Raw genomic sequence first — 17,141 nt, forward strand, 5'->3', positions numbered from 1 at the left:
ATCGGAGCAGCCGTGGACGAATCCGCAATCCGGGTAGTCGAACTGTCGAGCCCGTTCACCCGCTTCGCCGGACGCATCCTCGTGGGCCTCGGCTACGACGTCGTCCTGGTCGAGTCCCCCGACGGGGACGCCACCCGACGCGAGTTCGGCGGGCACGCCTTCGCCCACTGGCACGCCGGGAAGAAGTCCGTCGTCCTCGATCTCGAATCGGAGGCCGGGCGCCGCGATCTCGCGCGACTGGTCGCCGCGTCGGACATCTTCCTCGACGGCAGCGCACCGGGCGCCGAACCCGCCGCGGTGCAGGGTGGTTCCACCGTCCACGTCCGGGTGACGCCGTTCGGTACCGACGGGCCGCGCAGCGATTGGGCGGCAACCGATCTCACCGTCGCCGCACTCGGTGGCATGCTGGCGCAGGTCGGCGACCCGGACGGTCCGCCCCTGCTGCTGCCCCAGGGCCAGGCCGAGCAGTTGGCCGGAGTCAACGCCGCGATCGCGGCGCTCCTGGGCCTGCGGGCGCGCCGGCGAGGCCCGGTTCCGGTCGTCGACGTCTCCGCGCAGGAATGCGTTGCCGCGAGCCTCGAGGCCGGGACGCTCGCCTACCTGCACGAGGACCGGGTGCCGCCGCGGCCCGGACGCGTGCACCCGCTGGTGCCGCACGGGTTGTTCCGAGCCGCCGACGGCTATCTCGGCGGCGGGCTGGGCGGCAGCCCGCGCATGTGGGACGCGCTGCTGGCCTGGCTCGTCGAGGAGGGCGCGGCCGACGACCTCGCCGATCCCCGCTGGAGTGATCCGGTGGAACGAAAGCGGCACCAGGACCACATCTTCGAGGTGGTGCAGCGCTTCCTCGACAAGTGGACCAAGGAGGAGTTCGCGGTCGCGGCGCAGTCCCGCAAGCTCCCGTGGTCGGCCGTCGACCGCCCGGACGAGCTGCTCGTCAACCCGCAACTGAACGACCGCGACTTCTTCGTCGACGTGGTCTCGCGCGACGGCGTGACGCGCGACCTGGGCTTCGGTTTCGCGTTTCCGGAAGGCACCCGGGTGCGGGATCTCGCCGTGGCCGACGTCGGCGAGCACCAAGCGCTGCTCGATCGGGCGGCTGTTCCGGATCCTGGACTGCCCGAAGCGGATTCGACAGGGCTTTCCCTCGACGGCATCCGCGTCCTCGACCTGACGTGGGTGTTGGCCGGACCGTACTGCACCCGCATCCTCGCCGACCACGGCGCCGACGTCGTCAAGGTCGAGTCGCTGGGTCGTCCGGACCCGACGCGGTTCGCGCCGTTCATGCACCTGTCCCGCGGGCCGCACGACGATCCCGACACCAGCGGGTACTTCAACGACGTCAACCGCAACAAGCGCAGCATCACCCTCGACACGCGCTCGCCCGCCGGGCTCGAGGTCCTGGCCGACCTGATCGCGCAGAGCGACGTCGTCGTCGAGAACTTCAGCTCCTCCGTCATGGAGAAGATGGGCTTCGGGTACGAGCGACTGCGTGAACTGCGCCCCGACATCGTGTACGTCTCGATGTCCGGCATGGGCCACACCGGCCCGCGCAGCGGCTGGGTGTCGTACGCCGACATCGTCTCCGCGGCAACCGGGTTGACCGCCCTGACGGGATGGGACGCGGACCGGGTGGTCGGCGTCATCTACGGCCACGGCGACATCGTGGCGGGTCTGCAGGCCGCGACCGCCGTCCTCGCCGCGCTCGAGTACCGCGACCGCACCGGCCGCGGTCAGCACGTCGACCTGTCGCAGTTGGAGGCGATGGCCTCGCACATGGGCACCAGCGTCGTGCAGGCGACGGGCACCGGGCGGTTCCCCACCCCGATCGGCAATGCCCATCCCACGATGTCGCCGCACGGTGTCTTCCGGTGCCTCGGCGCCGACCGCTGGTGCGCGATCGCGGTTCGCGACGAGACCGACTGGCGTCACCTGTGCGAGGTGCTCCGACGTCCGGACTGGGCCGACCGCTTCGGGACCGCACACGCGCGCCGCGAACACGAGACCGAGATCGCCGACGCGATCGCGGCGTGGGCTGCGCCGCTGCCGGCCGAGACCGCCGCCGAGATCCTCCAGGCCGCCGGTGTCCCCGCCGGCGCCGTCCAGAACGGCCGCGACCTGGTCGAGAGCGACCCGCACCTGCGGGCCCGCGGCTACTACGTTCCCGGCGACCATCCGAAGGTCGGCCGGTTCCTGCACGAGGGCGCACCCGTGCGCGTGGGCGCGCCGGTGGCCGTCCGGCGCGCGGCACCGCTGCTCGGCGCCGACACCGACGACGTCCTGCGCGACGTCGCCGGATACCCGCCCGAGACCATCGCCCGCCTGCGCGCCGACGGCGTCCTGACCTGACCCGACCTGATTCCACGGTCCACCTCGACCGCCCCCACTGCTCGAAAGATCCAGAAGGAGAACACATGCGCGCCGCCCGGCTCCACAGTTTCGGACAGGCTCCCGTGATCGACGAGGTCGACGTCCCCACCCGGGAGCCCGGTCAGACCCTGGTCCGCATCGATGCGGCCGCTCTCGGCCACCTCGACATGACGGTGGCGAGCGGGAACTTCGACGTCCGCCCTCAGCTGCCGCACATCGGCGGCACCGACGGCGCCGGCACCGTCGTCGAGTCGGACACCTTCGAGCCGGGCGCCCGGGTCCTGGTGCGCGGCAGCGGGATCGGGCTGTTCAAGAACGGCTGCTGGGCCGAGTACGTGGTGGCCGCGGACAAGGCGTTCACGCCGTTCGATTCGGGGCTCGACCCCGCGGTGGCGGCGACCTTCCTGCTCCCCAGCACCACCGGATACGTGGCCGTCCACGACGTCGCCGACGTCCGGGTGGGTGAGCGGGTGATCGTGTCCGGGGCGTCCGGCGCGGTGGGGTCGATGGCCGCACAGTTCGCGCTGCTGGCCGGGGCATCCGAGGTCATCGGCGTGGTGCCCCGCGAGGACCAGGTCGCGCTGTTGCCCGAGGGAGTCCGGCCGATCGTCGGCCGCGGTGCGGAGGTGGCCGACGCCCTCGGCCCCGACCCCGTCGCGGAGGTGCTGATCGACACCCTGGGCGGGGACGCGCTGCCGCACCTGCTCGCGCGTGTCGTGCCGGGCGGGCGGGCCGCCCTGATCGGCTACACCCTCGGCACCCAGCTCACGATCGACCTGCCGAACTGGCTCCTGAGCGACGTTGCGATCTTGCCGGTCAACATGATTCGCAAGACCGCCCGGCAGGCCGAGCTGGCACCGGACATGATCGCCCGGCTCGTCGCCGGGGACATCCGCCTCGCTGTCCAGCAGTTCCCGCTCGACGACATCGCCGACGCGCTGCAGCTGATGCGCGAGGGCAAGGTCGCCGGACGTGCCGTCGTCGTGCCGTGACACCGTGACCGGCCCGCTGCCGCTGCCGGATCCCATGACGATCCCGGCGCTACTGGTCGACCGCGCGATTCGGCGCGGCGGTCACACCGCGCTGCGAGTCGAGGACGTGCGGTTGACCTACCGGCAGCTCGCGGATCGGGCGGCCGCGACGGCCGGATCGCTGGCGGGCCGCGGTGTCCGGCGCGGAGACCGGGTGGCCGCGATGTCGGCGAACCGCCTGGAGCTGCTGGACCTGATCCTCGGCTGCAGTTGGCTCGGCGCCGTCGCGGTACCCCTCAACACGGCTCTCCGGGGCGATGCCCTGACCCACGTCCTCGCGGTGTCGGGCGCGCAGCGGCTGCTCGTGGAACCGGAGTACGCCCCACGCATCGAGGCCGCGGGCTTCCGGGGCCAGCTATGGACTGTCGGCACCGAGTCTGCGCCGCAGCCGGATTCGGCGCCCGTCCGACCCGCAGCGGGCATCTCGGCGCTCGACCCGGCGGCGGTGCTGTTCACCTCCGGCACCACCGGGCTGCCGAAGGGGGTGCTCTGCCCCCACGCCCAGTTCCTCTGGTGGGGCCGGGGTGTGGGCGCGTCGCTGGACCTGGACGCGGACGACGTCCTCTACAACGGGTTGCCCCTGTTCCACACCAACGCGATCAACGCGTTCTTCCAGTCCGTGGTGGCGGGCGGCACCTTCGTTCTGGGACAGCACTTCTCGGTGCGCGAGTACTGGCACCGGGTGGCCGACGCGGACGCGACGGTCGTGTACCTGCTTGGCGCCATGGTCGCGATGCTCGCCGGGCGGCCGCCGGCACCGGCAGATCGGGCGCACCGGGCCACCCGCGCGCTGTCCCCCGCAACCCCCGAACGACTGTGGCAGCCGTTCCGCGACCGGTTCGGCGTCGAGCTGATCGACGGATTCGGCACCACCGAGACCAATCTCGTGCTCGGCACCGCGCCGGGAGCGCGGCGCGCGGGCTACCTCGGCACGATCATGCCCGGGTACGACGCGCTCGTCGTCGAGCCGACCGGCAACCCCGTTCCGGACGGCACCCCGGGCGAGCTGCTGGTGCGCACCGAGCTCGACGGCGCCTTCGCGCTCGGCTACCTCGGCGACGCTCCCCCGTCGGCCGGCGCGTGGTTGGGCACCGGCGATCGGGTGGTCCGCGAGCCCGACGGCTGGTTCCGGTTCGTCGATCGGATCAAGGACGTCATTCGACGGCGCGGCGAGAACATCTCGTCTGCCGAGGTCGAAGACGTCCTCGGACAACATCCCGCTGTGGCGCAGGCGGCGGTGTTCCCCGTTCCCTCCGAACTGGCCGAGGACGAGGTGATGGTGACCGTGGTCCCGCGACCGGGCCAGCGCGTCGATCCCGCCGAACTGCGCCGGTTCGCCGAGCCCCACCTCGCCTACTTCGCGCTGCCCCGCTACGTCGACGTCGTCGATGTCCTGCCGCTCACGGAGACCGGCAAGGTGCGCAAGGCGGAACTGCGCGAGCGCGGCGTCGGGCCGACCACGTGGGACGCCGAAGCGGCCGGCATCGCTCCCGCCCGCTGACGTCCGCCCGGGCCGGGACGTGACGTCTCCGCAGCAGCGCGCTACGCCTCGATCGGGGCGTACCAGTCGGCGTTCTCGAGCAGCACGCGCGTACCCAGGTCCCGGTTCCATTCCGGCTCGATACCGTGCCGCCGTAGGACGGGGAACACCTCGGCCTCGAGCAGGCGCGTCACGTCGGCCGCGTAAAATTCTTCCTTCGCGTCTTCGCTGAGCGCGTCGTAGGCGGCCTGGTCGAATGTCTCGGGCGGAAACGCGCCGAAGCCGACGTAGGTCGACCCGTCCTCGACGAGACGGTCGGTGTCCTGCTGGTGGAAGTACACGTAGCCCTTCCAGTGGCGGCTGTCGTCACGCTCTTCCCAGATCTCACCGGACGCACAGCTGCCGCAGCAGGAGAAGTCCGCGCGAGCGACCACGCCGTTGGCATTGAGCTCCTCGAACGCGGCGATCGTGCGGGACGTGTACGTCCCGATCTCCGCCTGCTGACGCAGCCGGGCCGTGCGGAGCGCGACGAACGCCGCCTCGAGCTGCTCGTCGGTGAGGTCGTAGTCGTCGCCGTAGAGGTCGACGAAGTCGTCGACGTCGTCGCGGCCGGTGATCAGCAGAGCCCAGATCTGCTGGGTGAGCTCGGCGCGGTCGTCCTCGTCGAGGGGCAGGTCGGGCAGAATGGCGTAGGGCGGGAACGTGTTCGGGTTGGACAACGCGCTCACGGCGCCACCTCCAGATAGCTGACGGAACCAGGCACATCGCCCGGCGGCCACGACAGTACCCAGCTCCCACGACAGCTCCGTGCCGTCGTCGGGAACTCGTCGACGCGGTGGACGTAGCGCCGAAATGCATCACATCACTTCGCCGGTCACTTGCCGCAGCCGTTGAACGAACACATGGTGGGGCTGCACGCCATCGCGTGACCGGCGTCGGCCGGCGAGTGCGTGCACTTCATCGCGTGCAGGGCCCGGCTGATGCCCACACCTGCGGTGCGCAGGGCCCCGGTCACGCGGCTGACGTTGAGGCGAACCGTGGGACCCGTGACGGACAGCGCGCCGGCGATGGTCGTGGGGCCGCTGAAGACGGGGACCGCGACACTCATGTACCCGAGCCGGGTCTCCTCGACCTCCACTGCCAACTGCTCCTTGCGCATCCGCTCGAGCTGCTGCCGCAGCACCGACACGGACATCGTCGTGCGTGCGGTGAGGGCGGTGAAGCCCTGCTCGACGACCTCGTCGAACACCGACTGCGGTGAGAACGCCAGGATCATCTTTCCGGTCGCCGTGCAGTACAGCGGCAGGCGGCCGGCGACGCGGGACTGCTGGTTGAGGCCGCGGTGGCCGATGATCTTCTCGATGTAGAGGACGTCGATGCCGTCCCGCACCGCGAAGTGGACGGTCTCCTGCGTCGCGAGCAGCAGGTCCTCCATGTACGGCAGCGCCGCGTCACGCAGGATCCGCTGGCGCGGCACCAGCTGCCCAAGCTCGAACAGGCGCAGGCCCAGACGGTACTTCGTGCCCGCACGCTCGAGCAGGCCCCACTCGACCAGCTCTCCGGCGAGCCGATGCACCGTGGCCTTGGCGACCCGACTGCGCCGCGTCAGCTCGGTGAGGGACAGGTCGCTGTGGTCGTTGTCGAAGGCGTCGAGGATCGATCGGGCCTTCCCGAGCACCGACGACATCTCACCGCCCTGTCCCTGCGCCGACTGGATCGGCACCACCGAACCGAGATCGACCGATCGCTGCATCGCTGTCGTCACTGCGGCCTCCTGGCACTCTGCGGGACTCGCTCCGACTCGGGCTCCCGAGCGGCTCAGCCCTTTCGGTGCCAGTGACGCTAGGGACCAAAGTCCCGAGACGCACGTCACACGTTCCGCCCAGCGGACCGGTTTCACAGTGTTTACAAATGCCCCGTCGGTGGGGTGTCCGCAGTCACTGCAACGGCGCCGGTGTTCACATTCGCCAGGAACTCGCACACCGCTGCCGCGACGCGGTCCGCGTGCCGTTCGACGAGCGCCACGGTTCCGTCCTCGATTACGACCTCCGTCACCGTCGGCGCGCCCCTCAGGTGGGCGCGCAGCTTCGGCAGGTTGGGCATCGAGAACGGGTCGGCGCCTGCGCCGATCAGCAGCACCGGTGCCGTGACGGCCCCGACCCTGTCCTCCATGCGGTACCGGCCGCACGCGCGGTGGCCCTCGGCCGGGTCCACACCGAAGGCGAGCGCGTCGCGCAGGAACCGGTCCAGCAAGTCGGTGACCGGCTCCGGATAGTAGGGCCGCCGCAGGTCCCACAGTGTCTGCAGGTGGGCGCCGTCGGCGCTTCGGTCGGCGCAGTCCACCCCACCCGCACCCGAATGGCCGGCTCGATACTCCGCGTCCGCCCACGGGCACGACGACAGCACGACGGCGTCGATCCGCCCCTCGTCCGCGGCCGCCATCTCGAGCGCCACCGCGGCGCCGGTGTGGTGCCCCAGGACGGTGGCCCGCTCGATCCCCAGCGCGTCGAGCAGTTCCCACGCGCCGCGCGCGAACGCCTCGATGGTCTGCGGCGCGGGCAGTGTGGCGCTCGCCCCGAATCCGACCATGTCCATCGCGATCACCCGGAAGTTGCTCGCCAGCAGAGGAATCAGTTCCCGGAACTCGTCCCACGACCGCGGGGTCTGGTGCAGTAGCAGGATCACCGGGCCCCGGCCCTGCTCGGCGTAGTGCAGCTGACCGAACGACGTGTCGGCGTAGCCGAACCGCACGCCCATCAGTACGCCGCCACCATCGGGGTGTCGACGCCGATCACGTCGATCTTGGCCGCCCCGCCCGGGTTGCCCACCGGCTCGGCCCGGGTCGGCAGGATCTCGAGGAAGAACCGCTTGGCGTCCTCCTTGAACTGCGGGTCGGCCTTGCGATCGACGGCGATCGCCTCGACCGGGCACGCGAGTTCACATGCGCCGCAGTCGATGCACTCGTTCGGGTTGATGTAGAGCTTGCGCTCCCCCTCGTAGATGCAGTCGACCGGGCACTCCTCCATGCAGGACCGGTCCATGTAGTCGATGCATGCCTCGCCGATGACGAATGCCATTGTTCAGCCCTCCTGTTCGGTGGAATGTCCGGGGAAGATCTCGGCATCCGGGTCGATCGCCGCGGCGGCGTTGTTGACCGCGGTTGCGGCCTCGCCGAAGCCGACCGCGATGAGCCGAACCTTGCCGGGGTAGTCGGTGATGTCGCCGGCCGCGTACACGCGCGGAACCGCGGTCTCCATACGGGTGTTCACGACGATGTGGCGAGAGTCGATCTCGAGGCCCCATTCCGTCATCGGACCGAGGTCGGCGGTGAATCCGAGTGCGGCGATGACGGACTGGGCCGGCAACGTGCTGGTGCTCTTCTCGAGCTTGTGTGCGACGTCGACTTCCGAGATCCAGCCGTTGCCGCGGACGGCGGCGATGTCGGCGTTGACGATCATCCGCACGCTGCTCTCGCGCACCTTCGTGACGGTGGCCGCGTGGGCCCGGAACTTGTCGCGGCGGTGCACCAGCGTGACCGACGACGCGATCGGCTCGAGGTGAACCGCCCAGTCGAACGCGCTGTCGCCGCCGCCGACGATCACGACGTCCTTGCCGGCGTGCGCCGAGAGGTCCGGCACGAAGTAGCTCAGGCCGCGCCCGTGGAAGTCGAGCCCCTTGGCGAGCGGCCGGGGCGTGAAAGTGCCGATGCCGCCGGTGATGATCACAGCACCGGCGGTGACGGTGCGTCGCGAGCTCGTTCCGACGACGACGCGGCCGTCCGCATCGTGCGTCAGCGTCTGTGCCTGCTCGCCCAGCAGGTACTGCGGGTCGTACGGCGCGGCCTGCCGCAGGAGGCCGTCGATCAGATCGCGACCCTTGACCGACGGGAAGCCCGCGATGTCGAGGATGGCCTTCTCCGGGTACATCGCACTCACCTGACCGCCGGGTTCGGACAGCGCGTCCAGCACAGCCACCCGCAGGCCCCGGAATCCGGCGTAGTACGCGCCGTAGAGGCCCGCCGGGCCGGCGCCGATGATCAGGATGTCGACCTCGAGTGCGGTCGAGACGTTGGACGAAGCGTTCATGTCGACAACGCTAATAATGCTGGCGCCCTTGACATATGAAACCGGTCCGGTCAGTAGACTGCGTTCGCCCCCGGACCGCCGGGTCCACGCACGCCGAAAGGCGGGCCCACCGGCGAAGGGGAGGTCTGCCGGTGGGCCCGCCGTCAGCGGGTGCCGCGGGGTCAGCCGAAGATGTCCGGCTCCTCCGCGGCGATCTTCTGGATGATCGTCGAGTACGCGAACCAGCCGACCTTCTCGGTGCCGACGGCCTCGTACGTCTGCGTGGCGACGTCGTGTTGCAGCGCAACGGGATCGCCCGCGGCCCGCGCGGCCAGCTCGGCCTGCATCGACCGCTCCATCGACACGTACCACCACACGGCGCTCTCGACCGAGGTGCCGACCGTCAGGTGTCCGTGGTTGGTGAGAACCACCGCCTTGTTGGGCCCGAGTGCGGCCGCGATGCGCAGTCCTTCCTCCTCGTCGAGCGCGACACCGTGGTACTCGTCGTAGATCGAGTGATCCTCGTAGAAGGCACACGCGTCCTGCGTGATCGGGCTGAGTAGCCGGTGCAGCGACGAGAACGCCTTGCCCTGCAGTCCGTGGGCGTGGACGGCACCCACGACGTCCGGGCGCGCCTCGTGGATCTTGGAGTGGATGACGAACGCGGCGCGGTTGAGCGGCCCGTCGCCCGACAGGATGGTGCCGTCGGAGTCGACGTGCAGCAGCTCGTCCGGGGTGACGCGGGAGAAGTGCCGGCCGAACGGCGCCGTCCAGAACGTGTCGGGACGCTCCGGGTCGCGGGCGGTGATGTGTCCCGAGATGCCCTCGTCGAGGCCGAAGCGCGACAGGATCCGGTAGCCGCCGATCACCGCGACCTTGCGACGCCGCCGCTCGGTCTCGACGTCGTCCGACTCGGGCCGTCCGGGGATACCGGCCAACTCGGCGATGGTGGGTGCGTGTGTCATTGCGTCCTTTCGGGTTCGACGGATGGAAGAACGGATCTACTTGACGCCGTACCGGGCGAGGTACCGCGTGGAGAGCAGGCGCAGTATCCGGTCGAACAGGAAGCCCATGATGCCCAGCACGATGATGCCCACGAACGTCCAGTCGATGCGGCCGTAGTTGCGGGCCTGCCAGATCATGGAGCCGATGCCGTGGTCGGCGGCGACGATCTCGGCGGAGACGATCGTCAGAAAGCTGTTGCCCATCGCGAGGCGGGCGCCGGTGACGATGCCGGGCACCGACGACGGCAGCACCACCGTCTTCATGATCTGCAGCTTGCCCGCACCGAGATTCGTCGCTGCCTGCAGCTTGTTGTCACTGATCGCGACGGTCGCGGCGATCGTGCTGACGGTGACGATGAAGACGGAGGTGTAGAAGATCAGCACGACCTTGGAGGTCTCGCCGATGCCGAACCACACGACCGCGAGCGTCACGAACGCGATGGGCGGGATGAAGCGGAAGAACTCGATGTAGGGGTCGAGGAGCTGACGCACGATGTTCACGCGGCCCATGAGGATGCCGATCGGCGCACCGATCACCACGCCCAGGCTCCAGCCGATCAGGATGCGCTGCGCGGACGCCCAGATCGACGTCCACAGCACCCCGCTCTCGGCCAGTTCGGTTGCGGCCTTCCAGACTTCGGCCGGAGAAGCAATGGTGGTGGGCCCGTACCACCAGGCCAGGAACGACCACACGGCCAGGCCGATCACGGCGGACGCGATCCACAGGAGAGCGGTGCGGACGGCGGCGCCGGACGCCCCCGCACTCCGGCGACGGGCGCGTTGCGTGCGGGCGGCACGCACGGTGGCGGGTGTGTCGGCCACGGCGGTCATAGCTCCTCCTCGATGCCCTGGTTGCGCAGCGACGCCACGACCTCGGCGCGGATGTCGTCGCGCAGTTGCTCGTACAGATCGATCACCGCGTGATCGGCGCGGTCACGCGGTCGCGGGGCGTGCACCTCGTAGATGCTCTTGATGCGCGCCTTCGGGCCCGCGGACATGACCACGATGCGGTCCGCCAGGGTCAGGGCCTCGTCGATGTCGTGGGTGACGAAGACGACGGTGCATCCGGTGTGGCGCCAGATCTTGTCGAGTTCGGTCTGCAGCACCTGACGGGTCTGGGCATCGAGGGCACCGAACGGCTCGTCCATCAGCACGAGCGACGGCTGGTTGGCGAGCACGCGCGCGATCTGCACGCGCTGACGCATACCGCCGGAAAGCTGTGCCGGGAACTTGTCGCCCGCGTGCGGCAGACCGACCATCGCCAGGTACTCGGCGGCGATCCGCGCCTGGGACGCCTTGTCCGCGCCGTGCATCCGCGGCCCGTACGCCACGTTCTGACTGACGGTCATCCACTCGAAGAGCGCCTCCGAGCTCTGGAAGACCATGCCCGCGTGCGGGTTGCTCCCGTAGACCTCGTCGCCGTCGCAGACGATCTCACCCGCGGACGGCTTCACGAAGCCCGCCATCGCCGAGAGCAGGGTCGACTTGCCGCAGCCACTCGGGCCGAGCAGGCAGACGAACTCGCCCGGCCGGACGTCGAGGTCGATACCCGAGACGATCTCGGCGGCACCGAAACTGATACCGAGGTCGCGGACGTCGATGGGGACGCCCTTGATGGTGGTTGTCGCTGTCACTGCTTGTCCTCCTGGTACCAATCGAGCAGCATCGCCGAGGTGAGGTCGGGCTGCTCGGAGAGAACGCCGATCTTCTTGTAGAAGTCGACGATCGACTGTGCGGACTCCACGTCCTTGTCGGTGAGATTCTCGACACCGAAATCGATTTCGCCGACGGCGGTGATGGTCTGGTCCTCGGCGACGTTGACGGCCTTCTTGGTCGCGACCGCCGCCGTCTGGGGATCGGCTTCGACGCGCTCGCTCGCCTCGGCGAGGACCTTCGCGATCTTGCGCGCGGTGTCCTCGTTCTTTTCCAGCCACGGCGCCGTGGTGATGGCCCAGTGGTGGTAGAACCAGTCGTAGTCACCGGTGACCGCGACGACGTGCCCGCTGCCCTGGGACAGCGCGGTGGCCGGCCACGGCTCCCACAGCACGTAACCGTCGATGTCGCCGCGGCTCAGCAGCGCCGGCATGTCGGTCGGTGTGGCCGTGATCATTTCGACTGCGCCCGGGGCGATTCCGTTGGCCTCGAGGTACTTGTCGGTCGAGATCTGGCTCAGTCCCGGCACGATGCCCATCTTCTTGATGCCGGCCGCCGAGTCGACCCCGTTGCGGAGCACCACCTTGATGTAGTCGCCGGACACCTCGTACGAGTACATCGCCCGCAGCGAGGGATTCTGCCGCAGTTGCGCGATCGTGGTGGTGTCCGAGCTTCCCGCCACCTGGACCTGGCCGGTGGCCAGCGCGTCCACGGCCTCGCCGCCGCGTCCGAACTGGACCAGCTGGACGTCGAGCCCCTCGTCCGCGAACATCCCTTCCTGATCGGCGACGAAGAACGGGGCGTAGGACGCGTCGATGCCCACCGCGATCCGGAGGGGGCCGCCGCCGGTGTCGGCCGTGCTCTGGGTGGCCGGGCGGCTGCACGCCCCCGCGGCGACGGTGAGAACAAGTGCTGCTGATGCAAGGGTCACCTTGCCGAATGTCGATCGCCAGGCCATGTGTGCACACCTTCGTTCTGTGATCTGCGCCGCATTTGCGGGGTCGTGGTGAAGAAACCTAACGGCGGCGAATCGCGACGAGAACGAACGCGGTCCACCGTGCGGACCGGGCCGGAGAACTTACGTGGGCGCAACATCCGAACATGCCGCAGCACACGATCGGAAGCGCGCGAGAAACATGCTGACCTGTGACGACCGGCCGCACGAGAACCTCCGGAGGCTCCGGTCAGAGCGTCCAGTGGGGCTCACGCCCGTTGCACACGCGTCCCACGTTGCGTGCCGTCATCGCATAGATTCGCTCGCGCGCGGTGGCGCTGCCGCCGGCGACGTGCGGACTGAGCAGGACGCGATCGAGCCGGAGCAGATCGCTGTCCGGCGCCAGCGGTTCGTCGTCGAAGACGTCCAACGCGGCGCCACCCAACCACCCCGTCCGCAGTGCCGCCGTCAGCGCGGTCGTCTCGACGACCGGTCCGCGGGCGACGTTCACGACGATCGCGCCCTCGGGCAACCGCGCGAGTTCACGCTCACCGACCAGTCCGCGGGTCGCCGCCGTCAGCGGCACCGCGAGCACGAGGACGTCGGACACGGCGAGCAGGTCGTCGAGTGCGAGGTACCGGGCGGACGCGTCGGCTTGCGGACGTTGCGCGGTGTACGCGACGTCGCAGCCGAATGCCCCGAACAGTGCGGCGCAGCGCCTGCCGATGTCACCGAATCCGACGATTCCGACGCGTCGATCGCCGAGGTCGCGGCAGCCGTGTTCCAGGATCCGGTCCTGCGGCCACTGCCCCTCGCGGATGCGGTCGTGGGCCCATCCCATCGAGCGGCTGAGGCTCGCGGAAGCGACCACGGCCCATTCCGCGACCGAGGCCGCGTTCGCGCCGGGGGTGTTGGCAACGGACACCCCGGCCCGCCGCCACGCGTCGACGTCGATCCAGTTGACGCCGACACCCGGCTGCTGGACGAGCCGCACATGACCGCCGATCGCGGCTTCCGCTGTGCCCAGGGGCAGTTCACCGCTCCAGTCGCCCACGACGATGTCAGCGGCGGGGAGCAGCGCGCGCAGCTCGGCCCGGGTGCGGGCGACCGGCCGCACGATCTCGACGTGTGGCGCCGCGTCGCGCAGGCGTCGCCCCAGGGCGTCCTGGTCGTCCGGCGCCAACAGCAGTATCCGCATCACGAACCGTCCTCTCGAAGCGTGAAGCCGGCCACGCAGGACGCGTGGCCGGCTTCACGGACTGGGTTGTGGGAAGGCGGCTCAGGCGACGCTCTTCGCCTGCGCCGACGCCTTCGCCAGGAACTCGAGGCTCAGCGGGTTGTACAGCGCCGCCTGCTCGTGCTGCGGCCAGTGCCCGCACTCCGGGTACAGCTGCAGCTGCGCGCCGGGGATGTCCTCGGCCATCTTCTTGGCCTCCGGTACGTCACCGAACGGGTTCTCGTGACCCCACACCACCAGCGTGGGCGCCTGGATGCGGGCGAGGCGATCCGGACGCAGCAGGTTGCGCTGGCGAGTCTCCATGTCCTGCAGCGAGAGCAGGTTGTGGATGTTCGCGACGAAGTCCGGCTGGTGGTAGATCCGGTGCCGCGCCTCGACGAGTTCCTCGGTGGCGTCGACGGGGTCGTGCATGAGCAGCCGCAGCCGCGCCCGGGTGAGCTCGACGTCGTCGCTCTGCACCGCCTTGGTCGTCGAGGTGCGGATGCGCTCCATGATCTCCGGATTCGCGACGGTGCCGCCGGCCGCGAGCAGCTGCAGCGACAGCACCCGCTCGGGCTGCTCGCTCGCCAGGTGCGCCGCGACCCAACCGCCGAGCGACTCGCCCACCAGATGGACCTTGTCCAGTCCGACGGCGTCGAGGTAGTTCACGAGATGCTCGACGTAGCGCGGAATCTCGTACGGGTAGTCCGGCTTTCCGGTGTAGCCGTGGCCGAGCATGTCGATCGCGTGGCACTCGTACTGCGCGGCGTGCACCGCGATGTTCCGGGCGAACGCCTCGAGGTGACCACTGGTGCCGTGCAGGAACACCACCGCTTCATCACCGGATCCTGCCTGCAGCGATCGGGTGGGAATGCCCGCGGCGTCGACGGTCTTCACCGCGAAGTCGATGCCGGCCAGTTCGTTCCAGATTGTCATGAGCGTGTCCTTTGCAGAAGAGATCGGAGTGAAGGTCAGTGCGCCGCCGGCGCCGCGGCAGGGTCCAGGACCACGACGCCCATTCCGGTGAGCCATTCCGGAATCGCCTCGTAGGCAAGACGTTCTGCGGGTATGTAGTCCATGATGGCGGCCATCATCAGCCACGTGCGCAGTTCCTGGGCGCCGTTGCCCGCCTCGGTCTCGATGTCCGCGCTGGTGTAGCGCGCCAGCTCGTCGGCCTTGCCCACCGCGAACAGGTCGAGGATCCGGTCGTCGAACTCGGGCGAGATCGCAGCCTCGGCGGCACGGATGATCTGCCGTCGGCGCACGTCGTAGTCGGACCAGTTCTGGCGGCCGTCGAGCCAGGCCTGGACCATGAAGTCCTCGTCCTCGCCGTGCGGGTCGCGCCAGTCCGGCCACGGCAGGCGGTGCGACAGCCCGCCCGAGGCGATGACGGCCACCCGGGTGTCCGCGGGGTACGACGCGATCGCGTCACGCAGCGCGAGAGCGAGTCCCTCGCACCGCTCGAACGTCGGTAGCGGCGGCGCGAAGACGTTGACGACCAGCGGCACGATCGGCACGTCGAGTCCCGCCAGCAGGTACTGGATGGCGTGCGACTGACCGTGGTCGATCTGCAGGCGGGCCGAAAAGGCCAGGTCGAACTTCCCGCTCCCCACCACCTCGTCGGCCAGATGCCGCGCGAAGTCGACGTCGACGTTCTGCGGCCCCTTCGGCGTACCCGACTCCCCGCTGGCGTTGCACTCGCCGACGCCCAGAGTGAACGGCGGGATGAGATCGAGCCAGAACCCACGGAAGTGGTTGGAGCCGAGCAGGATCACCACGTCGGGCTGGGCGGCCGCGATGCGGTCGCGTGCGGCCCCCAGGGCGTCGCGGAAGCGTTCCGCCTCGGCCTTGTGCGTCGTCTCCTCCCAGTGGGTGTTCATGAGGGTGCTGTGCGATGCACCGACCCCCAGCACCAGTTTCGCCATCAGTCGATCCCCACTTCCTCGAGTGACCGGGTGGCGGTGTCGACGGCGACCCGGATCAGGTAGCGCGTGAGGCGTTCCGCCTCGCGCAGGTCCACGGTGTTCATGCCCATCGCGAAGTCGACCTCGAACGGCGCGTCCACGACCTTCGGCATCCCGACCCGCACCGTCGGGATGCCCCGGCCGCGCAGGATGTTGGCGTCGGTCGCGCCGCTGGCGTCGCGGGCCTCGCGGTGCGGTCCGCCCTCGAAGGCCTCCCACGCGTCGATGGCGCTGCGGCACAGCCACATCTGCTCGTCCGACGCCTCTCCCGGGATCGCCAGGATCTGCTCGATGTCGATCCGTGCGTCGAGGTCGACGGAGATCGCCCGCACGGCCTCGGCCAGTTCACGTTTGGCCGCCGTCGGCGTGGTCCGCGGACTCAGCCGCAGATCCACCATCATCCGCACCTGGCCCGGGGTGAAGGACGCGGTGCGCTCCCAGCCGCCGCGGATGTTCGCGACCATGCCCTGCGGGAACACCAGACCGTCCCGGTGCCGGTTCGAGTACTCGGGGAACCAGTCCTCGAGGCGCTGCGCGACCGCCCCGGCCAGCGCGACCGGGTTTCGGTAGGGCAGGCGGTGTCGGGAGCCGACGTAGGTGTGGCTGCCGTGCACGGTGATCTCGAACCACGCGAGCCCGACCTCCTCCCACGACACCGTCCACCCCGGTTTGGCGATGAGCGCGAAGTCGGCCCACACCCCCTGTTCGAGGAGGAACGAACAGCCCACGCCCTGACCCGTGTTGCGCCGGGAATTACCGACGCCCGGACGGGCATTGGTGGGCATGCCGCCAGCCCCGAAGCCCGCGAGCAGGTCGCCGGTGAGCGGGATGTCCGCCGCGCGGATCGCCTCGACGGCCGCGATCACGCATGCCGCGTGCCCCTTCGGGTTCGACGCCCCGAGTCCGATCACGTAGCCGCCGTCGACGACGGCGCGGGCGCGCAGGTCGGGGCGCAGCGTCTCCGCGGCCCACGGCACGTCCTCCTCCGCATTGCCGCTCGTGACGGTGTCGATCGGCGCGTACAGCAGCAGGTCGGGGCCGGTGCCGCCGCCGCGTACCCGGGCCCACGAATTCGCCTGCCGATCGTCGAGGTACATCGTGTGCGCCTCGACGCCCGCGTCGGAGAGAGTGTCGGCGATGTGTCGGGCGAGTGGCGCCTCGTCGCCGGTGGGGCTGACGATGTCGACCAGTCCCACGACGAGGTCCCGCAGCCGACCCTGATCCACGTGCGCCCACGCCCGCTCCGTCCAGCGCCTGCGGGTCTCGTCGAGGCCCGCGAGCGGGTCGCGGAGACCACCCGGGCGGACGGACGCGGCGGCGTCCGCGGTCACGAGTTGACCTGGTGTACCTGGGTGTTGCTGCGTGCGGCGATCATCCGCCAGGCCACCGGCGCACCGGCGGCCAGGAGGGCGCCGAACGTCACGCTGA

Annotated in this window: 16 protein-coding genes; 3 read left to right on the top strand and 13 right to left on the bottom strand. The window is 69.9% G+C overall.

Annotated features, from left to right (window positions below):
• Positions 1-12 precede the first annotated feature (12 nt).
• The 3 genes from ACQ5DX_RS21465 to ACQ5DX_RS21475 all read left to right on the top strand — a co-directional run bounded on the left by ACQ5DX_RS21465 (position 13) and on the right by ACQ5DX_RS21475 (position 4,899).
• Positions 13-2,346, top strand: a complete 2,334-nt coding sequence (locus ACQ5DX_RS21465; protein ID WP_430334499.1) for a CoA transferase — start codon at positions 13-15, stop codon at positions 2,344-2,346.
• A 65-nt stretch (positions 2,347-2,411) separates the two neighbouring features.
• The gene (locus ACQ5DX_RS21470) at positions 2,412-3,359 is read left to right on the top strand and encodes a quinone oxidoreductase family protein (RefSeq protein WP_430334500.1); all 948 of its coding nucleotides are present in this window, start codon (positions 2,412-2,414) and stop codon (positions 3,357-3,359) included.
• A 34-nt stretch (positions 3,360-3,393) separates the two neighbouring features.
• Complete coding sequence (locus ACQ5DX_RS21475; protein WP_430335766.1) at positions 3,394-4,899, top strand: AMP-binding protein; 1,506 nt, start codon at positions 3,394-3,396, stop codon at positions 4,897-4,899.
• Between the two features lie 41 nt (positions 4,900-4,940).
• Here ACQ5DX_RS21475 and ACQ5DX_RS21480 read toward each other — a convergent pair whose 3' ends face one another.
• The 13 genes from ACQ5DX_RS21480 to ACQ5DX_RS21540 form a co-directional block, all read right to left on the bottom strand.
• Positions 4,941-5,606: a DUF6891 domain-containing protein gene (locus tag ACQ5DX_RS21480; RefSeq protein ID WP_430334501.1), complete on the bottom strand. Its 666-nt coding sequence runs from the start codon at positions 5,604-5,606 to the stop codon at positions 4,941-4,943.
• Between the two features lie 146 nt (positions 5,607-5,752).
• Positions 5,753-6,643 (bottom strand): IclR family transcriptional regulator, encoded by an 891-nt coding sequence (locus tag ACQ5DX_RS21485; protein WP_430334502.1) that lies wholly within the window; start codon positions 6,641-6,643, stop codon positions 5,753-5,755.
• Between the two features lie 140 nt (positions 6,644-6,783).
• A complete protein-coding gene (locus ACQ5DX_RS21490; protein ID WP_430334503.1) occupies positions 6,784-7,635 on the bottom strand; it encodes an alpha/beta fold hydrolase in 852 nt (283 codons plus the stop codon).
• A complete protein-coding gene (locus ACQ5DX_RS21495; protein WP_430334504.1) occupies positions 7,635-7,955 on the bottom strand; it encodes a DUF362 domain-containing protein in 321 nt (106 codons plus the stop codon). Before ACQ5DX_RS21495 ends, ACQ5DX_RS21490 begins: the two co-directional genes overlap by 1 nt.
• Positions 7,956-7,958: 3 nt before the next feature.
• A complete protein-coding gene (locus ACQ5DX_RS21500) occupies positions 7,959-8,963 on the bottom strand; it encodes an NAD(P)/FAD-dependent oxidoreductase (RefSeq protein WP_430334505.1) in 1,005 nt (334 codons plus the stop codon).
• 161 nt (positions 8,964-9,124) lie between these two features.
• Complete coding sequence (locus ACQ5DX_RS21505) at positions 9,125-9,907, bottom strand: class II aldolase/adducin family protein (RefSeq protein ID WP_430334506.1); 783 nt, start codon at positions 9,905-9,907, stop codon at positions 9,125-9,127.
• A 36-nt stretch (positions 9,908-9,943) separates the two neighbouring features.
• Positions 9,944-10,777, bottom strand: coding sequence for an ABC transporter permease (locus ACQ5DX_RS21510; RefSeq protein ID WP_430334507.1), 834 nt, complete (start codon positions 10,775-10,777; stop codon positions 9,944-9,946).
• The gene (locus tag ACQ5DX_RS21515; protein ID WP_430334508.1) at positions 10,774-11,580 is read right to left on the bottom strand and encodes an ABC transporter ATP-binding protein; all 807 of its coding nucleotides are present in this window, start codon (positions 11,578-11,580) and stop codon (positions 10,774-10,776) included. The genes ACQ5DX_RS21510 and ACQ5DX_RS21515 overlap by 4 nt, the downstream gene beginning before the upstream one ends.
• Positions 11,577-12,557 (bottom strand): ABC transporter substrate-binding protein, encoded by a 981-nt coding sequence (locus ACQ5DX_RS21520; RefSeq protein WP_430334509.1) that lies wholly within the window; start codon positions 12,555-12,557, stop codon positions 11,577-11,579. The genes ACQ5DX_RS21515 and ACQ5DX_RS21520 overlap by 4 nt, the downstream gene beginning before the upstream one ends.
• Positions 12,558-12,783: 226 nt before the next feature.
• Positions 12,784-13,731, bottom strand: a complete 948-nt coding sequence (locus ACQ5DX_RS21525) for a 2-hydroxyacid dehydrogenase (protein WP_430334510.1) — start codon at positions 13,729-13,731, stop codon at positions 12,784-12,786.
• An 81-nt stretch (positions 13,732-13,812) separates the two neighbouring features.
• Positions 13,813-14,685 (bottom strand): alpha/beta fold hydrolase, encoded by an 873-nt coding sequence (locus ACQ5DX_RS21530; protein ID WP_430334511.1) that lies wholly within the window; start codon positions 14,683-14,685, stop codon positions 13,813-13,815.
• A 35-nt stretch (positions 14,686-14,720) separates the two neighbouring features.
• A complete protein-coding gene (locus ACQ5DX_RS21535; RefSeq protein ID WP_430334512.1) occupies positions 14,721-15,674 on the bottom strand; it encodes a catechol 1,2-dioxygenase in 954 nt (317 codons plus the stop codon).
• Positions 15,674-17,044: a M20 family metallopeptidase gene (locus tag ACQ5DX_RS21540; protein WP_430334513.1), complete on the bottom strand. Its 1,371-nt coding sequence runs from the start codon at positions 17,042-17,044 to the stop codon at positions 15,674-15,676. Before ACQ5DX_RS21540 ends, ACQ5DX_RS21535 begins: the two co-directional genes overlap by 1 nt.
• Between the last annotated feature and the right edge of the window lie 97 nt (positions 17,045-17,141).

Origin of the sequence: Rhodococcus sp. ACT016 (genome assembly GCF_050477185.1) — a bacterium.
In the GTDB taxonomy this organism is placed as follows: Bacteria; Actinomycetota; Actinomycetes; order Mycobacteriales; family Mycobacteriaceae; genus Prescottella.

Excerpts from the sequence above, each read along its gene's own strand:
- ACQ5DX_RS21470 (WP_430334500.1), top strand. The coding sequence starts at position 2,412 with ATGCGCGCCGCCCGGCTCCACAGTTTCGGACAGGCTCCCGTGATCGAC.
- ACQ5DX_RS21475 (WP_430335766.1), top strand. The coding sequence starts at position 3,394 with ATGACGATCCCGGCGCTACTGGTCGACCGCGCGATTCGGCGCGGCGGT.
- ACQ5DX_RS21490 (WP_430334503.1), bottom strand. The coding sequence starts at position 7,635 with ATGGGCGTGCGGTTCGGCTACGCCGACACGTCGTTCGGTCAGCTGCAC.
- ACQ5DX_RS21495 (WP_430334504.1), bottom strand. The coding sequence starts at position 7,955 with ATGGCATTCGTCATCGGCGAGGCATGCATCGACTACATGGACCGGTCC.
- ACQ5DX_RS21500 (WP_430334505.1), bottom strand. The coding sequence starts at position 8,963 with ATGAACGCTTCGTCCAACGTCTCGACCGCACTCGAGGTCGACATCCTG.
- ACQ5DX_RS21505 (WP_430334506.1), bottom strand. The coding sequence starts at position 9,907 with ATGACACACGCACCCACCATCGCCGAGTTGGCCGGTATCCCCGGACGG.
- ACQ5DX_RS21510 (WP_430334507.1), bottom strand. The coding sequence starts at position 10,777 with ATGACCGCCGTGGCCGACACACCCGCCACCGTGCGTGCCGCCCGCACG.
- ACQ5DX_RS21520 (WP_430334509.1), bottom strand. The coding sequence starts at position 12,557 with ATGGCCTGGCGATCGACATTCGGCAAGGTGACCCTTGCATCAGCAGCA.
- ACQ5DX_RS21525 (WP_430334510.1), bottom strand. The coding sequence starts at position 13,731 with ATGCGGATACTGCTGTTGGCGCCGGACGACCAGGACGCCCTGGGGCGA.
- ACQ5DX_RS21530 (WP_430334511.1), bottom strand. The coding sequence starts at position 14,685 with ATGACAATCTGGAACGAACTGGCCGGCATCGACTTCGCGGTGAAGACC.
- ACQ5DX_RS21535 (WP_430334512.1), bottom strand. The coding sequence starts at position 15,674 with ATGGCGAAACTGGTGCTGGGGGTCGGTGCATCGCACAGCACCCTCATG.